This window comes from Pseudomonas japonica (genome assembly GCF_013522925.1).
Lineage (GTDB): Bacteria > Pseudomonadota > Gammaproteobacteria > Pseudomonadales > Pseudomonadaceae > Aquipseudomonas > Aquipseudomonas japonica_A.
In genome coordinates, this window is sequence record NZ_JAAMQU010000009.1 from 190,956 (window position 1) to 209,666 (window position 18,711).

General features: G+C 63.8%; 15 protein-coding genes. 7 read left to right on the forward strand and 8 right to left on the reverse strand.

The features are described from left to right. The first annotated feature begins 99 nt into the window (after window positions 1–99). The 4 genes from G7016_RS16020 to G7016_RS16035 all read left to right on the forward strand — a co-directional run bounded on the left by G7016_RS16020 (window position 100) and on the right by G7016_RS16035 (window position 4,495). The gene (locus tag G7016_RS16020; RefSeq protein ID WP_219854710.1) at window positions 100–870 is read left to right on the forward strand and encodes an alpha/beta fold hydrolase; all 771 of its coding nucleotides are present in this window, start codon (window positions 100–102) and stop codon (window positions 868–870) included. 90 nt (window positions 871–960) lie between these two features. Next, on the forward strand, window positions 961–1,647 hold the full coding sequence (locus G7016_RS16025) for a type 1 glutamine amidotransferase domain-containing protein (protein ID WP_181116159.1): 687 nt from the start codon (window positions 961–963) through the stop codon (window positions 1,645–1,647). Continuing rightward, complete coding sequence (locus tag G7016_RS16030) at window positions 1,644–3,098, forward strand: aldehyde dehydrogenase family protein (RefSeq protein ID WP_181116162.1); 1,455 nt, start codon at window positions 1,644–1,646, stop codon at window positions 3,096–3,098. The genes G7016_RS16025 and G7016_RS16030 overlap by 4 nt, the downstream gene beginning before the upstream one ends. A 62-nt stretch (window positions 3,099–3,160) precedes the next feature. After that, window positions 3,161–4,495: an MFS transporter gene (locus tag G7016_RS16035; protein ID WP_181116165.1), complete on the forward strand. Its 1,335-nt coding sequence runs from the start codon at window positions 3,161–3,163 to the stop codon at window positions 4,493–4,495. Here G7016_RS16035 and G7016_RS16040 read toward each other — a convergent pair. Further along, window positions 4,485–5,069, reverse strand: a complete 585-nt coding sequence (locus tag G7016_RS16040; RefSeq protein WP_181116168.1) for a TetR/AcrR family transcriptional regulator — start codon at window positions 5,067–5,069, stop codon at window positions 4,485–4,487. The two genes, G7016_RS16035 and G7016_RS16040, sit on opposite strands and share 11 nt — an antisense overlap. A gap of 106 nt (window positions 5,070–5,175) precedes the next feature. Between G7016_RS16040 and G7016_RS16045 the strand changes: the two genes are divergently transcribed. After that, window positions 5,176–6,612 carry an amidase gene (locus G7016_RS16045; RefSeq protein WP_181116171.1) on the forward strand — a complete coding sequence of 479 codons (1,437 nt, stop codon included), beginning with the start codon at window positions 5,176–5,178 and terminating at the stop codon, window positions 6,610–6,612. Between the two features lie 9 nt (window positions 6,613–6,621). Here the strand turns inward: G7016_RS16045 and G7016_RS16050 are convergent, their stop codons facing one another. Beyond that, window positions 6,622–7,152, reverse strand: a complete 531-nt coding sequence (locus tag G7016_RS16050) for a cytochrome b (protein WP_181116172.1) — start codon at window positions 7,150–7,152, stop codon at window positions 6,622–6,624. Window positions 7,153–7,163: 11 nt separating this feature from the next. After that, window positions 7,164–9,182, reverse strand: coding sequence for a M10 family metallopeptidase C-terminal domain-containing protein (locus tag G7016_RS16055; protein ID WP_181116175.1), 2,019 nt, complete (start codon window positions 9,180–9,182; stop codon window positions 7,164–7,166). A 273-nt stretch (window positions 9,183–9,455) separates the two neighbouring features. Here G7016_RS16055 and G7016_RS16060 point away from each other — a divergent pair, with 273 nt between their 5' ends. Beyond that, window positions 9,456–9,875, forward strand: a complete 420-nt coding sequence (locus tag G7016_RS16060) for an organic hydroperoxide resistance protein (protein WP_181116178.1) — start codon at window positions 9,456–9,458, stop codon at window positions 9,873–9,875. Between the two features lie 24 nt (window positions 9,876–9,899). On the opposite strand, the gene G7016_RS16065 is transcribed toward G7016_RS16060, so the two are convergent. The 5 genes from G7016_RS16065 to G7016_RS16085 all read right to left on the reverse strand — a co-directional run bounded on the left by G7016_RS16065 (window position 9,900) and on the right by G7016_RS16085 (window position 17,353). Next, window positions 9,900–10,802 carry a LysR family transcriptional regulator gene (locus G7016_RS16065; protein ID WP_181116181.1) on the reverse strand — a complete coding sequence of 301 codons (903 nt, stop codon included), beginning with the start codon at window positions 10,800–10,802 and terminating at the stop codon, window positions 9,900–9,902. A gap of 53 nt (window positions 10,803–10,855) precedes the next feature. After that, window positions 10,856–12,070 (reverse strand): MFS transporter, encoded by a 1,215-nt coding sequence (locus tag G7016_RS16070; protein ID WP_181116184.1) that lies wholly within the window; start codon window positions 12,068–12,070, stop codon window positions 10,856–10,858. Between the two features lie 238 nt (window positions 12,071–12,308). Next, window positions 12,309–14,801, reverse strand: a complete 2,493-nt coding sequence (locus tag G7016_RS25385; protein WP_181116186.1) for a M10 family metallopeptidase C-terminal domain-containing protein — start codon at window positions 14,799–14,801, stop codon at window positions 12,309–12,311. A gap of 168 nt (window positions 14,802–14,969) precedes the next feature. Then, on the reverse strand, window positions 14,970–16,352 hold the full coding sequence (locus G7016_RS16080; RefSeq protein WP_181116189.1) for a uracil-xanthine permease family protein: 1,383 nt from the start codon (window positions 16,350–16,352) through the stop codon (window positions 14,970–14,972). Window positions 16,353–16,450: 98 nt separating this feature from the next. Beyond that, entirely contained in the window at window positions 16,451–17,353 is a 903-nt protein-coding gene (locus tag G7016_RS16085; RefSeq protein WP_181116191.1) for a LysR family transcriptional regulator, read from the reverse strand. 94 nt (window positions 17,354–17,447) lie between these two features. On the opposite strand from G7016_RS16085, the gene G7016_RS16090 reads away from it, so the two are divergent. Then, window positions 17,448–18,644 carry an MFS transporter gene (locus G7016_RS16090; protein WP_181116194.1) on the forward strand — a complete coding sequence of 399 codons (1,197 nt, stop codon included), beginning with the start codon at window positions 17,448–17,450 and terminating at the stop codon, window positions 18,642–18,644. The last annotated feature ends 67 nt before the right edge of the window (window positions 18,645–18,711 follow it).

Sequence of the window (18,711 nt, forward strand, 5' to 3'; positions counted from 1 at the left end):
GGAGCAGCCCTCGAAAAAGATTTAAAAAATCTCTAGACGACCGGTCTAATCAGGACTAATGTAACCCACACACCACCTCACAGCAGAAAGGAAACCGCGATGAAAACCCCGACCAGGCTGGCTGCCTTCATCTCTTCACTGGCCTTCATGGCCCACATGGGCGTCGCCTCCGCACAAGCAACATCGGCAAGCACACCCGCCAAAACCGTGGTGCTGGTACACGGGGCATTCGCCGACGGCTCGTCCTGGAACAAAGTCATCCCTTTGCTGCAGCAAGCCGGGCTGAAGGTGATCGCGGTGCAGAACCCGCTGGACTCGCTGGCAGGCGATGTGGCCTACACCAACCGCGCTATCGCAGACGCCGAGGGCCCCGTGGTGCTGGTTGGCCATTCCTGGGGCGGCGCTGTGATCACCGATGCCGGTGCGAACGAGAAGGTTCACTCCCTCGTGTATGTCGCCGCCTTCGCACCCGCTGACGGCCAATCTGCGCTGGACACTACCAAAGGCTACCCGCACAGCCCCGGACAGGCTTCGTTCGTGAAGGACCAGGCCGGCTACGTGAAAGTCAGTGATGAAGGCGTGGCCAAATTCTTCGCTCCCGACCTGTCGCCCTCGGAACAAGCCCTCGTCGCTGCTGGCCAAGGCGCGCTGAACAGCCACGCGCTGGGCGAACCGGTGCAGCATGTGGCCTGGCACAATGTGCCCTCCTACGCCGTGATCGCCACCAAGGACGCGATCATTTCCCCCCAACAGCAAGCCGACCAGGCCAAACGCATGAACGCCGTGTCCGTGGAAGTGCCCTCCAGCCACGTCGCGATGCTGTCGTATCCCCAGCAAGTCGCAGACCTGATCATCAAGGCCGCCAAATGACTTTTTATTTGGCCGATCTATAGACGACCGGTCTATTCAAACCCTGAAACACTTCTCCTACTGCACATCACTCACTACAGGAAACGCAAAATGAAAATCCTCATGGTTCTGACCTCGCATGACACCCTCGGCAACACCGGCCGCAAAACCGGGTTCTGGCTCGAAGAACTGGCAGCGCCCTACTACGCGTTCCTCGACGCCAAGGCGGACATTGTCCTGGCCTCGCCCAAGGGCGGCCAACCGCCGCTTGACCCGAAGAGCAACGAGCCATCCTTCCAGACAGACCTGACCCGCCGCTTTGAAGCCGATGCCACCGCCACCGCATTGCTCGCCAGCACCGTGCGCCTGGACAGCGTTTCGGTAGCCGACTTCGACGCCGTGTTCTATCCCGGTGGCCACGGCCCGCTGTGGGACCTGGCTGAAAGCCGTACTTCCATCCAGCTGATCGAGGCGTTCCAGGCGGCCGGCAAACCTACGGCTTTGGTGTGCCATGCGCCTGGTGTGCTTCGCCATGTGAAAAACCCCGATGGCACGCCGCTGGTGCAGGGCAAAAAAGTCACCGGCTTCACCAACACCGAGGAAGAGGCGGTAGGCCTCACCAACGTGGTGCCCTTCCTGGTAGAGGACGTGCTCAAGGCCAACGGCGGTGTGTACTCCAAGGGTGCGGACTGGGCTTCTTATGTGGTCAGTGACGGCCTGCTGATCACTGGCCAGAACCCAGGCTCCTCCAGCGAAGCTGCGAACGTGCTGATCAACCAACTGGGAGCAAGCAAATGACTAACGTATCCCGCAGCGCAGCATTCACAAGCCTGTTCGACGGCCCGTACTACCTCAGCATCGCCGGCAAGCTGGTCCAGGCCGAGGATTCGTTCGACGTCATGAACCCGGCCACCGGCCAGGTGCTGGCCAAGGCCCCCGCCGGCACGCCACAGCAACTCGACGACGCGGTAGCCGCGGCCAAGTTAGCGTTCAAGTCCTGGTCGGCGCTGAGCTATGACGAGCGCGAAGCCTATCTGGTGGCCTACGCCGATGCGCTGGAAGCACATCGGGACGAGCTCGCCGTGCTGCTCACGCTGGAGCAAGGCAAGCCCCTGAAAACCATGGCCGAGCCTGAGGTTGACCAGTCGATTTCCTGGATTCGCCAGATCGCGGCGCGGCGCATTCCGGTAGAGATCGTTGAAGAGAACGACAGCCATATCGTGGAGTTGCACCACACCCCATTGGGCGTGGTCGGCGCGATCACACCGTGGAATTTCCCTGTGCTGCTGGCGCTGTGGAAAGTGGCGCCGGCGTTGCTGACCGGCAATACCATGGTCATTAGGCCCTCACCGTTCACCCCGCTGACCACCTTGCGTTTCGGCCAGATCGCTCAATCGGTGCTGCCTGCCGGCGTGCTGTCCGTGGTGTCTGGCGGCAATGAGCTCGGCCCGCAAATGACCGCACACCCGGACATCGCAAAGATCAGCTTCACCGGCTCTACCGAAACCGGCAAGCACGTGATCCGTTCGGCGGCGGGCACGGTCAAGCGCCTTACGCTGGAAATGGGCGGCAACGACGCAGCCATCGTGCTCCCCGACGCCGACTGGAAGGCCGCCATCCCCCAGCTGTTCTGGGGCGCGATCGGTAACTCCGGCCAATGGTGTGTCGGCATCAAGCGGCTGTATATCCACCGCTCGTACCACCAGGAATTTGTCGCTGCATTCGTGGACTATGCGCGGCAGCAGAAAATGGGCGATGGCCTGGACCCGCAGGTCACTGTAGGCCCCGTGCAGAACAAGATGCAGTTCGACAAGGTTCGCGAGTTCCTGGACGACATCAAGGCCAACGGCCAGAAGATCGTGCTGGGCGGCGAAATCGATGAAAGCCGGGCGGGTTACTTCATCCCTGTCACTGTGGTGGACAACCCGCCGGAACAATCCCGGATTGTGCAGGAAGAGCAGTTCGGCCCGATTGTTCCGATCATCGTATATGACCACGTCAATGATGTGGTGGAGCGCGCCAACAACAGCCCGTACGGGCTTGGCGGTTCGGTGTGGGGCCGCGATACCAGGGCTGCAGTGGCCGTCGCCAATCGGTTGGAAACCGGCATGGTGTGGGTAAACGAAATACATACCCAAGGCGTGGACGTTCCTTTCGGCGGCCATAAGCAATCCGGCGTGGGAACCGAGGGCGGGCACGAAGGGCGCCTGTTGTTCACCAACCCCAAAACCGTGCTGATCAAGAAGTGAGCCTGTGCACGGCCCCTCTCGCGGGGGCCGTTCGCTACCTTGCCCTGCCTGGAGACCGAATCATGCTGGCTACCGCCCAACTACCGCTCGCCGAGCCCGTGCCCGTTACCGCAAAAGAAGCCGCCCCGCAGTTGACCCTCTGCGCGCCGGCGCGCCTGCCAGCAGAAGCGCCCTCGCTGCTCGTCGCTATCCTGTGTATCACCCTTGTCGCCGTCACATTGCGCCCCGCGATCGTCTCGATCGGGCCGCTGTTGCCGTCGATGATCCAGGCGTTTGGCCTTTCCCATACTCAAGCCTCCCTGCTCACCGCCATCCCTACGCTGTTGATGGGGGTGATGGCCCTGCCGGCGCCTTGGCTGGCACGGCGCTTCGGGCGCGATCGGGTGATCCTGGCCGCCTTGGCGGTGCTGCTTGCCGCCACAGCCTTGCGCGCCTTTGCCGGCACAATCGCCACACTCTTTCTGACAACCGTGGGTATTGGCGCGGGCATCGCGGTTGCCGGCGCGCTGCTGGCCGGCTTCGTCAAAGCCAGTTACCCGCGACAGGCCGCTGTGCTCATGAGCATTTACGCCACCGCCCTGGCGCTGGGAAGCACCGCGGCGGCCGCCATCACCGGCCCGGTCGCCGTCGCCACCGGGGGCTGGAAGCTCGGCGCGAGCCTATGGGCGTTACCGGCAATCGGTGCGATCGCCGCCTGGTGTTTCGTGGAGCGCCGTGGGCTTTCGCCAAGGCAAGATGGCCAGCAGCGCCCGCGCTATTCAATGCCGCTGCGCAACCCTACCGCCTGGCTGATCGCGTTGTTCTTCGCCAGCAACAATATCGTGTTTTATGCCTACATCTCCTGGGTGGCGCCGATGTATGTGGAATACGGCAGAACACCGAACATGGCCGGGCTGATATTGGCCAGCTTTACCTTGGCGTTCATGATCGCCAACCCGGCTTTCGGCCTGCTCAGCCGCAAGGAAGACCGCCGCATCGCCCTGGCGATCAGCTCGGGTATCTCTCTGATTGGCACCCTGGCTATCGCTATCGCCCCCAATGCCATGCCGTTTCTGGCAATACCCATCGTGGCGTTTGGTGCAGGCGGCGCGTTCACCCTGGGCATGACGCTGCCGCTGGACAACGCTAAAAATGCCGAAGAAGCCAACGCCTGGAACGCCTTCATCCTGCTGATCAGCTACGTTGTTGCCGCGGCTGGTCCGCTGTTGATGGGGTACCTGCGGGACGTAACGGGGGGCTTCGAAGTGTCTCAATGGCTGATGGCAGGCGTAAGTGCGCTGATGCTGGTAGTGACGCCGTTTCTCAAGCCTCACCACCTCAAGGTGCGCCGGGGCGTGCTGAACGGCAAACTGCACACCGCGCAACCTGGCGCGCCCGCTTTGACCATCAGCGGCTGATTCGCGCCCGCACCATGTCCAGCAGGTGCTCCCCTACGTCGGCTATCCCCTTGTTCTGCGCCACCACTTGCGCCCCTTCCAGCAAGAACGTCAGCTCCCGGGCCACAGCCTCAGGCCCGGGCAGTTTCGCTTGCTCACACAGCCCCACCAACCGCTCGAACTGGCGCTGCTTGTGGGCTTCGATCAGCAGGCGTGCGGGATGCTGCGGGTCTGCGAGCTCGGCGAGGCTATTGGTGAAGGGACAACCCCGGTAACCCGCCGCCGCGAGGTCCGCAGCAATGAATTGTGCAAACCCTAGCAGTTGCTCAACGGGCTGCTCGGGCCATCGCGCGGCAAGCTCGTCCAGTACCGCGCTGTAATGCTCGGTGAGCAACCGCAGCCACTCCACGACCAGCACATCCTTGGTCTGAAAATGCCGGTAAAGGGTCATCTTGGTCGAGCCAGCTTCGGCGGCGATGGCGTCCACAGTCACTCGGGCGATCCCCTGCTCCATGAACAGGGCATGGGCGGCATCCACGATACGTTCCCGGGGCGGCAATTGGGCGACGCGGGCGGGGCGAGCGATTTGATTCATGAGGGACTGTCTCGGCGACCTTTTGTGCTTGACACAGATACTACCCAGTATCGCATGATACTAACAAGTATCTCTCGATACCCACCAGTATCACACCGGAGCACTTATGAACCCGCACGAATACGCCGAACACGATGCCGTAGGTTTGGCACAGCTAATCACCGATCGGCAGGTCACCATGGAGGAAGTCCGACACGCTGCGCTGGCCGCCATTGGCGCCATCAACCCTTCCATCAACGCCGTGATTGAAACCTGGGATGACGAAGCCGTGTCGATATCCGGTGCGTTCCAAGGTGTCCCCCTGCTGGTGAAGGATCTGGGGTTGACCGTACGCAACCGGCCAAACGAATTGGGCAGCCGGCTGGCACACGGCTGTGTCGCCGCTGAGGATTCGGAGCTGATGGCGCGCTTTCGCCGGGCGGGCTTGGTGCCATTGGGGCGAACTACTACCCCGGAGCTGGCGGCGAGCACCACCACTGAAAACCGCCTGGATGGCCCCACGCGCAACCCCTGGGACCTGAACCGCAGCGCTGGCGGCTCCAGCGGCGGGTCGGCCGCGGCTGTGGCGGCGGGGCTGGTGCCGATTGCCCATGCCACCGACGGCGGCGGTTCGATCCGCGTGCCCGCAGCCGCCTGCGGGTTGTTTGGCCTCAAGCCCAGCCGGGGGCGCCTGCCCATGGGGCCTGCGGTGGACGAGGTATGGGCGGGGCTGGCCGTGCATGGCGTGCTCAGCCGTTCGGTACGGGACACCGCCGCTTTGCTCGATTGCCTTCACGGGCCGGCCATGGGGGACCCGTTCCATATCGCCCTGCCAGCCCGGGCCTACGCATCTCTGCTCGACAACGCGTCCCGGCCGCTGCGGATCGCTGTGCAGGATCGGCCCCTGAGCGGCCAGGCGATCGCACCCGAGGTGGGCGCTGCCCTGGATCAGGTATGCCATGCGCTCGAAGCCTTGGGCCACCGCGTCACGCCGGTGGCCGCCAACATCGGCGTGAGCTGGGAGGCGTTCGTGGAGCTCAATGCCCGCTTCTGGTCCAGCAACACCGCCGCGTGGATCGACGCGATCGCCGGGGCGACTGCTCGCCCCATCGATGGCAGCACCCTGGAACCCGCTACGCTGGCCCTCTACCAACTGGGCCGAGAGTTGACCGCCGTCGAACTGCTGGGCGCCATGCACGAGCGCAACCTGGTTACCCGGCACATGGGCCAGTTATTCAGTGACTACGACGTACTCCTTACGCCCACGCTGCCAGACGTTGCGGCACCGCTGGGTCAATACAACAGCGGCCAGGAAAAGCTCGACGGGCGTGGCTGGATGCGCCGTGTTTTCAGCCACTCACCGTTCACCGCGGTATTCAACGTGAGCGGTTGCCCGGCCATGTCGATGCCGTTGGCACAAAGTGCCTCGACAGGGCTGCCTATCGGGCTGCAGTTCGGCGCGGGATACGGGCGCGAGGACCTGCTGCTGACGCTCGCGGGGCAACTGGAGCGCGCCTTGCCCTGGCAATCCCGACGGCCTGCGGTGTGGGCCGGGCACGCCTGATCAGCCGTTTCACAGGCGGCGCTGAGGCGGCAGCATGCGCTCGAGCATACCGTCGCGGCGTACCGCCACATGCCAGACCGTGGCAAGCACGTGCAGCGCGATCAATCCATACACCGCGAACTGGCACCACACGTGAACCTTGTCGGCAATCAGCCCCAGCCCGTCGTTGCGGGCGAAACCGGGCAGCGTGATCGCACCAAAGAACGGCACGCCCTGCCCATTGCCGGCCATGAGATAGCCGGTAACCGGCATCACCAGCAGCACAGCGTACAGCAGGGCGTGATTGAGCCAGGCGACCCGTGAGATTACGCGGCCGATGCCAGCTGGCATGGCTGGGGGTCGATGGCGCCAGCGCCAGGTCAGCCGCAGCACCACCATCAGAAACACACTGATGCCCATGGACTCATGGGCCATGTACCAGAACACCCGCACCGGCCCCGGAGGAAAATTCTCCGCTACCCATACAAACGGCAGCAGCAGGCAAAGCGCTGCAGCCGTCAGCCAGTGCAGCGCCTGGGCCAGGCCGGTGTAACGCTCCATTGGTTGCAGGGCTAAGCCGCCACCGGCGCCGCTGCGCCGATCAGCTGGATCGCTTCGTCTTCAACGAGCCCGGCGAAGGTGATATTCAAGCTGCCGTACCCCGAGTGATCGCCAAGCACCGCCACTTCGAACCGTGACCCGTTGGCATCTGCATCGTAGCTCTTCAAGTAGGTCAGGGTTTTGGCCTCGTTGGTAACCACCGCCAGCGTACCGTTGTGGCCATCGCCCAGGCGGGTGAAGCCTAGCGCGGAGACGTCGATCGCGTCGTCGTAGGCCGCATAGTCGACGATCCGGTCGGCATGGCTTTGCGTGCCCGTACGGTAGCTGTCGGTCAGCGACACGAAGTGAAACACGTCCTTGCCGCTGTCGCCTCCAAGCCAATCGCGGCCAGCTCCACCGGCCAGCACATCATCCCCGAAGCCGCCGAGCAGTCTGTCTGCACCGCCAAGGCCTTCGATGATCTCGGCCCGCGCGCTACCGGTAAGGTGGTCCGCTGCGTCGGTGCCTTCGCGCAACGCCTTGCTGAAGAGGATATTGCGCTCGGTCAGTGCGCCGCTCAGGTCCCCGTTCAACACTACCTCGAAGCGTTGCCCATCGGCGTCGGCATCCAGGCTTTTCAAGTAGGAATGGGTGCCTGCCTCGTTTACCCGCAGGGTCAAGGTGCCGTCCCGGCCGTTGCCCAGGCCAGTGAAGCCGAGCGCGGACAAGTCGAGCACATCCACCGTAGGGTCAAAGTCGGTAATACGGTCGCTGTGGGCGGTAGTTGCGGTCCGGAAGCTATCAGTGATTTCCTGGAAGCGGAACACATCAGCGTCCAGCCCTCCGCTGAGCACGTCCCGGCCCTGCTGGCCATCGAGCAGGTCGCGGCTGCCACCGCCGGACAACACATCATCGAAAGATGCTGTGCCGATCAGCACGTCGGCGCTGGTACTTCCCACCAAGTGTTGGTAACCGTCATTCGGGTTGCCAAAGGTCGTGTCCAGGCTGCCGTCGGTGTTCAGCTGAACCAACGCCAGCACGCTGCCGTCGGCCGTGGTGTTCAGGTTGCCGGCGAGCAGTACCTTGCCGTCGGCCCGCAGGGTCATGTCCGCGATAGAAAACCCGTCCCCCGCGAACGGCAAGGCCACGCTGCCGTCGTTGCCAAATTGGCTATCCACACTGCCATCGGCATTCACCCGGGTGAGCACCGCCACGCCGTCCTCGCTGCCGGCCACCAGGATCTTGCCGTCAGCCTGTAACGCCATGGCATCGGCGCGGTAGTCCAGGGCCAGTGTTCCGTCGCTGCCGAAGGTGGGGTCGGCGGTGCCGTCGGAATTTACCCGGGTGAGCGTCGCGCTCCAGGTGGAATCGGTGGAATCGAACGCTGATGCCCAGATCAGGATTTTACCGTCGGTTTGCAACGCCACATCAATGGGGCTGAGGCTGCGGATGCCCAACGAGGCGGGCAAGCTCAGCACGCCTGCCGCCCCGAAAGACGCATCCAGCACACCGTTTGACGCGAACCGGGCAATGTACACCTCGCCGGAGGAATACGTCGCCCCGGCGAAGAAACTGCCATCGCCTTGCGCGCTGAAAGACGCCTGGTTCCCGAGCGAATCCTCCCAGTTGAACGGCACCGTCGCGGTGCCCGCCTCCCCAAAGCTTGAATCCAGCCTGCCGTCGGGGAGAATGCGGCTTACGGCGGCAACGTATTCATCGCCCTGGCGAACGTAGTGGGCCTGGAGGTACTTGCCGCCCGGCTGCACCGCGCCGTTACCGCCGGACTCCAGGTCCAGCTCTACCGGCAAGAGGGTTTTACCGTCCTCGCTGAAACGGGTGTCCACGCCACCTTTGGCGGTGAACTTGACGAGGCTGCCGGTGAACGCCGAGTCCTCTTCCCCGCCCAGGCCCAGCCGGCTATACCCTGCAAGCCAGATCTCCCCGTTGGGGTCCAGCGCAAGGCCGGCGGCGTTGTCCGCCCCTGCCACACCTACCAGAACCGCGCCGGTGGTCCCCTGCGCTTTGTTGTTCGATGCTGCTGTATGGCGCATGTCGTATTCCTCCTGAGGCGACCGCCTGGTTGTAGTCGTTCGGTGGCTTCGCCGTCAGCTCAGCGTAGATCCTTGCAACCTCGCCATAGCCGATTTACGAATCAAAGGTGGTGCCTTCTATCAGTCGGCCGCAGCCAATGGAGGTGCACTCGAAAATAATGCTTGCGTACTAAATAATTGCGAGCTAGATTAAAGCCATCTGGTTAGCGAACAAAACTTTAGCGCTACCAACGCTCACTATTTTCCCTACGACTATCAGCAAGGAGAGGCACCATGAACGTTCTCTATACCGCAGTTGCAACCGCTACCGGTGGCCGCGATGGCCGTGCTGTTTCCAGCGACAAAGTCCTCGACGTGAAACTGGCCACGCCCAAGGCGCTAGGCGGTGCCGGCGGCGAAGCCACCAACCCCGAGCAGCTGTTCGCCGCCGGTTACTCGGCTTGCTTCATTGGCGCGCTGAAGTTCGTTGCCGGCCAACGCAAGCGCAGCATTCCGGCCGACGCGTCGATCACCGCAAAAGTGGGCATTGGCCAGATCCCCGCCGGCTTCGGGTTGGACATCGACCTGGAAATCAACCTGCCAGGCCTGGACAAGGCAGAGGCGCAGGAGCTGGTAGAAGCGGCTCACCAGGTGTGCCCTTACTCCAACGCCACACGCGGCAACGTTGACGTTCGCCTGCATGTAAGCGTGTGATCCGGCGCTGCCGCCGGCTAGCGGCTAGGCAGCGGCCAGCAAGCCCTTGATGAACTGAGCAAACGCCTTGATGCGCGCCGACTCACGGTTGATCGGCAGGTACACCAGGGTGATGGATGCATCGACAGAGGCCGGATTGATCTCGTATTGCGCAAGCAAGCGGGTCAACCGGCCTTGTTGTACGTCCTCGGCTACCAGCCAATCCGCCAGCAACGCCACCCCCTGCCCCGCTATCGCCGCTTGCCGTAGCACGTCGGCGTTATTGCTATGGATGCGCCCCTGCACCACCACCGGTATCGCCTCGCCCTCCACTTCAAAATCCCAACCTTTCATGGGCCCGCCATAATCGAACTGAAGGCAGGCATGCCCGGCCAGGTCGTTCGGCGCCATTGGCGCGGGGTGTGCGTTGAGGTATATGGGGCTTGCCACGAGCCAGCGCTGGAAATGGCCGATCGGGGTGCAGACCACGTCGTCGCTATTGACGGTAGAGCCCAGGCGCACGCTCAAGTCGATGCGGTCCTTGAACAGGTCCACGCGGTCATCGCTGAGGTTGAGGCTTACGTCCAGCGCCGGGTGGTCCGCCAAAAAGCGCCCCAGGTGTGGAGCGATCACGCGGCGCCCGAACTCCACGGGTACGCTGATCCTGAGTTTCCCCTTGGCTTCGCTGCCCCGGTCCGTCACTACGCTGTCGGCGGCGGCGAGAGCATCGAGGATGGCCACGACTTTTTCGAAGTAAGCCTGGCCCAGGTCCGTTGGCTTGTTCTGCCGTGTGCTGCGGGTAAGCAGCGTGGTCCCCAGTTCCGATTCCAACGCTGCCACCTGGCGGGTAACGGACGACGTGGCCACGCCCAGCTTGCGTGCGGCTGCGGAGTAACCGCCGCAGCGCACGGTTTCGACGAACATGCTCAAGGCGAGAAACTTATCCATCTGTGTGCCCCGGTTGCTGAGGGCCCCGAGGCTGAAATGGATGCTATCGAGTGTCAAGGCCTGTTGGTTTTCTTCAGCAGGAAAATCAGCAGCGCCAGGCCTGGCATCGCCGCCGCGCACAGCTCAGTCGTGACCCAACCGAAGTGCTCGTAGATCGGGCTGGCCAGCAGCGAACCCAGTGCACCGCCCACGAACACGCTGGTCATGAACACCGCGTTGAGGCGTGCCCGGCTGTTGGCGTCCAGGGCGTAGACCTCGCGCTGCCCTAGCACCAGGTTGAGCTGCACTGCAAAGTCCAGCGCGATCGCCGCAGCCACCAGCCCCAGGTAACCCAGGCCCGGAACGCCACCGATCAGCAATGCCGCCGGAGCGAGCACGAGCGCGAACAGCGTACTGATGCGACCGTGCCCGGCGTCGGCAAGCCGACCAGCAATGGGCGCGGCGATGGCACCCACTGCCCCCACTAGCGCGAACAATGCCACGCCGTTCTGGCTGAAGCCGTAATGGCGGATCAGCTCGATGGGAACGATGGTCCAGAAGAAGCTGAAGCTGGCAAACAGCAGCGCCTGGTAGAGCGAGCGTTCACGCAGCACTGCATAGCGCCGGGCCAGGCTGAACACCGAGCCAATCAGCCGGGCATAGCTGGTGTGATGGTTCGGCAGGCGTTGCGGCAGCAGCGCGGCAACCAATGCTGCGATGACCACCATCAGCACGGCGGCGCTGTAGAACACCCCTCTCCAGCCCAGGTATTCGGACAGCAGGCTGGAGATCGGGCGTGCCAGCAGGATACCGAGCAGCAGCCCGCTCATGATGTTGCCCACCATCCGGCCCCGGCTGCTTTCCGGCGCCATGTGCGCTGCCAGCGGCACCAGGATCTGCACGGCTACCGAGGTGAGGCCGATCATCAACGAAGCGACCAGAAACACCGAAGGCGCCGTCGCGCTGGCCGCCGCCACCAGAAACAGGCTGACCGCCAGGGTAAAGCCGATCACCAGCCGTTTGTTCTCCATCAGGTCGGCCAGCGGCACCAGGAACAGCAAGCCGGCGGCATACCCGAACTGCGTCAGCGAAACGATCAGGCTGGCATGCTCGGGAGAAAGCCCGATGCTGGGGGCGATCAGCTCAACGATCGGCTGCGCGTAATAAAGGTTCGCCACCACCGCGCCACAGCAGAAGGCCAGGAATACAACCAACGCCGTGGACAAGGTGGCTGGGGCATTGGTATGCACCGAGGGTGAAGCAAGTGTGTGAGGGCTGCTCGCGGGCATCACCATCTCTCCGGCTTGAGTGAATATTGAGTCACAAGCCTAGGGATGCAGGGCGAATGTGGGAATACGAACCTGGCGCAACGCACCTGAGCGTGGTGCGCAATGGTGGGTCACAGGGCAGTCCAGAACAGGCTTTACACCGGACTCATGGGCCTCGTTCGCTGGCTGGCGCCAGCTCCTACCAGGAACCTGGCGTAAGCCATGGAAAGGACTGCCACATACTTCCCGCCGCGGGGGCCTACACCACAGCGAACATCACATTCTCCGCATTCAGTAACCCACCCTGATCGCCAAGCAGCTTGAGCTCGAACCGCGCGCCTTGGTTGTCGGGGTCCAGGCCTTGCAGGTAGGTGGTATCGGTGTCGGCGCGGTAGGTCACCTTCAGCGTGTCGCCGTGCCCGTCGCCCAGCCCGGTGAAGCCCAGCGCCCGCAGGTCCAGCATGTCCTTGCTGGCGGTGAAGTCCTGCACCGTGTCGGCGCTGGACGCACTGGCGGTGCGCTGGCTGTCGGCAATGCTGGTGAAGCGGAACACGTCCTCGCCCGAGCCACCCGACAGCTGATCGGCGCCTTTGCCTCCGGTGAGCACGTCATCGCCTACGCCGCCTGCCAGGCGGTCGTTACCCGCGCCGCCACTGAGCCGGTCGTTGCCGGAGCCGCCGTTCAAGGTGTTGTCCGCGGTGCTGCCGGTCAATGTACGGTCCTGCGTGGGATAGCTGCTGGTGGTCCCCTCCCCGGCCGGTTTGGCGAAGATCACGCTGGTGGTGGCGGCGAGCACGTCCAGCACGTAGTGGTCGATCTCTATCTCGAAGGCATTGCCGTTCGCATCGGTTTCCAGGGACCTGAGCAAGGTGGAGCGGCGCCCGATGTCCTGCTCCAGCAGCAATGTGTTGCCGTAGCCATTGCCCAACCCGGTGAAGCCCAGCGCGCTCACATCGATGCTGTCATTACCCTGAAGGTCGAAGTCGACAATCAGGTCACGATTGGCGATGCTGCCGTCGGCACCGCGCAGGCTGTCGCTCAAGGCCCGGTAAACGAAGGTGTCACTGCCATCACCGCCGGTAAGGCGGTCGCCGCCCTGATCGCCGAACAGGCGGTCTTCGCCGGCCTTGCCGTCCAAGGTGTCCGCGCCTTTTGCGCCGAACAAGGACTCGCCCGCCGCAGTGCCCTTGAGCGAATCAGCGCTGTCGGTGCCTTGCTCGAACTGAACGAAGGGGAAGTCGTTCATGCGGGATTTGTCGCCGCGCATCTGGAACTCGAAGCGCCGCCCGTCTTCGTCGGCGTCGTAGTTCTTGAAGTAGGTCACGTTCCTGGCGCTGTCGTACAGCGCGGCCAAGGTGCCGTCATGGCCATCCCCCATGCCGCTGATACCCAGCGCGGTGAGGTCGAGGCGGTCCTCGAAGCCGGTGAAGTCGACGATCAGGTCCGAGTGGGCCGAAGTAGCGGTGCGATAGCTGTCACTCAGGCTGTCGAAGCGGAACACATCGCCCTCCCAGCCACCGGTGAGGCGATCCCGCCCGGCGCCGCCCACGAGCACATCCATGTTGTCGCGGCCACCCAAATGGTCATCGCCGTCGCCACCAAACAGCCGGTCCCGGGCACCCGTGCCGGCCAGCGCATCTTTGCCATCTCCGCCATAGGTATCGACGAAGGCCTGGTTGCGCGCGAATACACTATGAGGCCCATTGGGCGAGATGGGCGTTGCGATCAGGCTGATCACGTTATCTGTGACAGTATTGGTCGCGTAGCTGCGGTGGTCTTCGGAAATACCGATTACGCTGCCCGGTGAATTGAGCCCGCTGATCTGGTTCCACTGCACCAGGTTGTCATGGCTGCGCGCAGCGGAAACGTAATCACCGCCCCCCAGCTGAATTTCGCTGCCGGCGCTGCCAATATTGTTGCCCAGCAAGCGGTTGTGCGTGATCTCCCCATCGTGCGTGTTCATGGCGTAGATCCCCTGAGCCAGGTTGAGGGTCACCTCCAAGCCATTGATCCGATAACCACCGATGTTTTCCAGGCGCACCCCTACCTGGCTATTCCACTGGGCCAGGCCGCCGTTCAATTCCAGGGCGCTGTTTTCGCTGTCGCCCAAGCCACCCGCCCCAAGGGAGAACCCGTCGAGGGCGTTGTAGGTGGCATCGCTGTCCTGCACGCGAATCTCACCCGCCAGCGTATAGCCATTGCCCAGGTTGAGAGTGGCGAGGTTGTCCTCGAACAGGCTGTTCACCAGGCCGTCGGCGATAAAGCCGTCGCTGCCGTTGTTCAACGCGCTCGAGGCCCGCACCTCGACTTGGCTGCCCAGGCTGCGCAGGTCGAAGCCATAGCCGCTGGCTTCGCGCACCTCCACGCTGTCGATCAGCACGTGGCTGCTGTCGCCGTTCACGTATCCGTCCACGCGGCCGGTGGTAGAGGCATTGTTGCCGTCCAGCGTCAGGCGCGTGATGCCTATACCCTCTCCCGCGCCACGCACGAGGCCGGCCGCGCCGTCTTCGCCGTCCATCAGTTTGAGCTGGGTGGTCGCAGCGCTGGCTCCCGCCAGGGTGACGCCCGCCTTGAGCAGCAGGCAGCCTTCCTGAGCCGCGGCCGACGCCGAAACCCGGTACGTGCCAGGCCCCAGCAGCACCGTGCCGCCGTCGACTGCGGCGGCGTCGATGGCCGCCTGCAGGGCCTGGGTGTCGTCGGTGAAGCCGTCGCCCTTGGCGCCGTAGTCTTTCGCGTTGAATACTGTTGCCATGGTGTCTCTCCCGGGCCACCGCGCGCGGCATGAAGGGGGGTGACACCGCAGCGAGCGAGGTGCTTATACGGTAGAAGACCTCTGCCCCCGCGCCGCCTGTTCGGACAGATGGCCTTCACACCCCTTCGCCGGTTTCACCGGCTCCCACAAAAGCCCCCCGCTCACGCCTTACTCGCGGGCAGCGGCTTGCTGCGGCAGGAACCAGTTCAGCACCAGCGCGCAGATACCACCGGTGGCAACGCCCGATTCCAACACATTGCGCAGCGCCGCTGGCATGTGGGCGAGGAACTCCGGCACCTGTGCCACGCCCAGGCCCAGCGCGAGGGACACGGCGATGATCAACAGTGCGCGACGGTCCAGGTCGATGCCCGCCAGGATATTGATGCCCGACGCCGCTACGGCGCCGAACATCACCATGGCGGCACCACCAAGCACCGGCTCCGGCACGGCCTGAATTACCCCGGCCACGGTGGGGAACAGGCCCAGCACCACCAGCATCAAGGCGATCCACCCGCCAATGCTGCGGCTGGCGATGCCGGTGAGCTGAATCACGCCATTGTTCTGGGCGAAGATCGAGCTGGGGAAGGTATTGAACACACCGGCCAACAGCGAATTGACACCGTTCACCAGCACGCCGCCCTTGATGCGCTGCATCCACACAGGCCCTTCCACAGGCTGGCGGGACACCTTGCTGGTGGCGGTCACGTCACCGATAGCCTCCAGCGAAGTGACCAGGTAAATCACCAGCATCGGGATGAACAGGCCCCAGGAAAAGCTCAGGCCGAAGTGCAGCGGCGTAGGCACCTGGAACAGCGCGGCCTGGTGCATGCCAGTGAAGTCCAGGCGGCCCAGATAGCCGGCCAGGCCGTAGCCCACCAGCAACGCGATAACAATCGCCGCGCTGCGCATCCATACCAGCGGGATGCGGTTGAGCACCACGATCACGGCCAATACCACGCCCGACAGCAGCAGGTTTTCGCCATTGGCGAAGGTGCCGTTGGCCATGGCGCCGAAGCCGCCGCCCATGCTGATCAGGCCCACCTTGATGAGGGTAAGGCCGATCATCAGCACCACGATGCCGGTCACCAGCGGGGTGATCAGCTTCTTGATGAAGGGCAGGATGCGTGAGATGCCGATCTCCACGAACGAGCCGGCGATCACTACGCCGAAGATGGCTGCCATCACCCCTTCCACCGGAGTGCCCTGCTTCACCATCAACGCACCGCCGGCAATCAGCGGCCCCACGAAATTGAAACTGGTGCCCTGCACGATCAACAGGCCCGCACCCAGCGGCCCGAAGCGGCGGCATTGCACGTAGGTAGCGATACCGGACACGATCAAGCTCAGCGAAACGATCAGGTTGGTGTCCCGCGGCGAAACGCCCAGCGCCTGGCAGATCAGCAAGCCAGGGGTAACGATCGGCACGATGATCGCCAGCAGGTGCTGCAGCGCGGCAAAAAAAGCCGCCAGCGGCCGCGGCCGATCATCAAGGCCATAGATCAGCTCACCACTTTGGGTGGCTGGCTTGTTAGGGGTGTTGGCAGGTTGCATGGGAAGGCCCGGGCAGTAAAAGGCGCGGATTCTACAGAGGGCCGGGGAATATTCTCAAACGGCAAATGCCAAGCGGGCCGGCAGCGGGATGTCGGCGGTCAAGGGTCGCCCATGCGGTGGTGCTCCAGTAGAAAGTCCACGAACACCCTTACCCGCGCGGGCATCGCTGGGCCGCCCACGAACACGGCATGGATCGGCTCCCGGTCACCCGGGTTGAAGGCCTCCAGCAGCGGCACCAGGCGCCCGTGTTTCAAATCGTCGGCCACGGTGAAGGTACCGATGCGCGCGATACCCGCTCCCAGCACGGCCAGTTGCGCCAGCGCTTCACCGCTGCTGCATTCGATGGTGCCAGCGACCTTGAGCGAAAAGGCCTGCCCATCCCGCACGAATGGCCAATCCGTTGTCGCCCGCCGAAAGTTGAACCGCAGGCAATTGTGCCGGCCAAGGTCCTCGGGCTGTTGCGGTGTACCGTGGCGCTCAAGGTAATCCGGCGAGGCCACCACTACCTGGCCGGTATCGCCAATGTAGCGGGCGGTGAGCGGGCTGTCCGGCAGGTGGCCGAACCGCAGGGCCACGTCGGCTTGCCCGGCAAGGATATCGACCACCTCGTCGCCCAGCGCGAGGTCCACGCGCACTTCCGGATAGCGCTGCGTGAAGGCGGCCACCAGCGGTACAACGGCAAGCCGGCCATGACCCAGCGCGGCGCTGACCCGCAGCCGGCCCTTGGGTACGCCCTGAGCGGCAATGGCCTCTTCCACTTCCGCCATGTCTGCCAGGATGCGCCGCGCACCGCGTAAATAAGCCTCCCCCTCTGCGGTAAGCGTAAGGGCACGGGTGGTGCGCAGTAGCAGCCGGGTGCCGATTCGCTGTTCGGTGCGCGCGATGATGCGGCTGACCGCCGACGGCGTCAGCCCCAGCGCACGCCCGGCGGCCGACAGGCTGCCCGCCTGAACCACCCGGGCGAACACTTCCATTTCCCCGGACCGGCCATTGAAATCCATCTGTGCCTCCAGCGCAAAAGTACTTCCCTTTTTGGCGGTCTACCGCGCCATTTGCCCGGATCGTACCATCTGGCGCATAGATAAGGAGCCGCTCATGCACATTAATCCACCGCTCACAGCCCTTGCCATCGGTGCCTTTGGCATCGGTGTCACCGAGTTTGCCCCCATGGGCATGTTGCCCAGCATCGCGACCGACCTGGGGGTGTCCATCCCCTCGGCTGGCCTGCTCGTCAGTGCCTACGCCCTGGGCGTTCTGGTTGGCGCCCCGTTGATGACCCTAACCACGGGCAAGATCCCCCGCCGGTGGTTGTTGATCGGGCTGATGGCTATTTTCACCCTGGGCAACCTGATGTCCGCACTGGCCACCGACTATCAAAGCCTGCTCATCGCCCGTTTGGTGACCTCGCTCAATCACGGCGCGTTCTTCGGCGTGGGCTCTATCGTGGCCGCCAGCCTGGTGCCGCCCGACAAACGCGCGGGCGCAGTAGCGGCGATGTTCATGGGGCTCACCGTCGCCACGATTGGCGGCGTGCCCCTGGCCACCTGGTTCGGCGAGCTGTTGGGATGGCGCACCGCGTTCGCCGGGATCGCGGGCCTTGGGGTGATTGCGATGGCAGCACTGTGGATCGCGTTGCCCGATGTACCGCTGCCGAAAAGCGACGGCGTACTGGCCGAGATTCGTGTACTGGGTCGCGGGCCCGTGCTGGCAGCACTGGCACTGACAGTAGTGGGCTCCGGGGCGATGTTTACCGTGTTCACCTACATCGCGCCTATCCTGCACAGCCAGACGGGAGCTTCCACGACCTTTATCACCGGCATGTTGGTGCTGTTTGGCGTGGGCTTGACGTTGGGCAATATCTGGGGTGGCAAGGCGGCGGACCGTTCCGTGGACCGTACCCTGATCGTTTCGTTGGCGGTATTGGTCGTGGTATTGCTCGCGTTTTCGGTGATCACGCGATGGGCACTGCCGACCGCGCTGGCAGTGCTGGTATGGGGCGTCGCAAGTTTTGCGCTGGTGCCGCCGTTGCAGATGAGGGTGATGGAGGCCGCCAAGGCTGCACCCAACCTGGCATCCGCTGTGAACATTGGGGCCTTCAACCTGGGTAACGCGATCGGGGCGGCGCTGGGCGGCGCGGTGATCGACGCGGGGCTAGGGTATCCGGCGATTTCGGTGGCTGGCGCGGTAATGGCCGCGCTGGGCCTGGTGATGGTCGTGGCGTTTGCCTGGTGGGGCCGGGAACAACGGCAGGGGAAAATGGGCGAAACGGTGCGCCTTGGTGAGGCAAGGTAATGCAGGCGGCACTGACAAGGGGCAGCGATCCTCACCAGCCGCCAGGTTTCAAGCGAAAAACAGACGC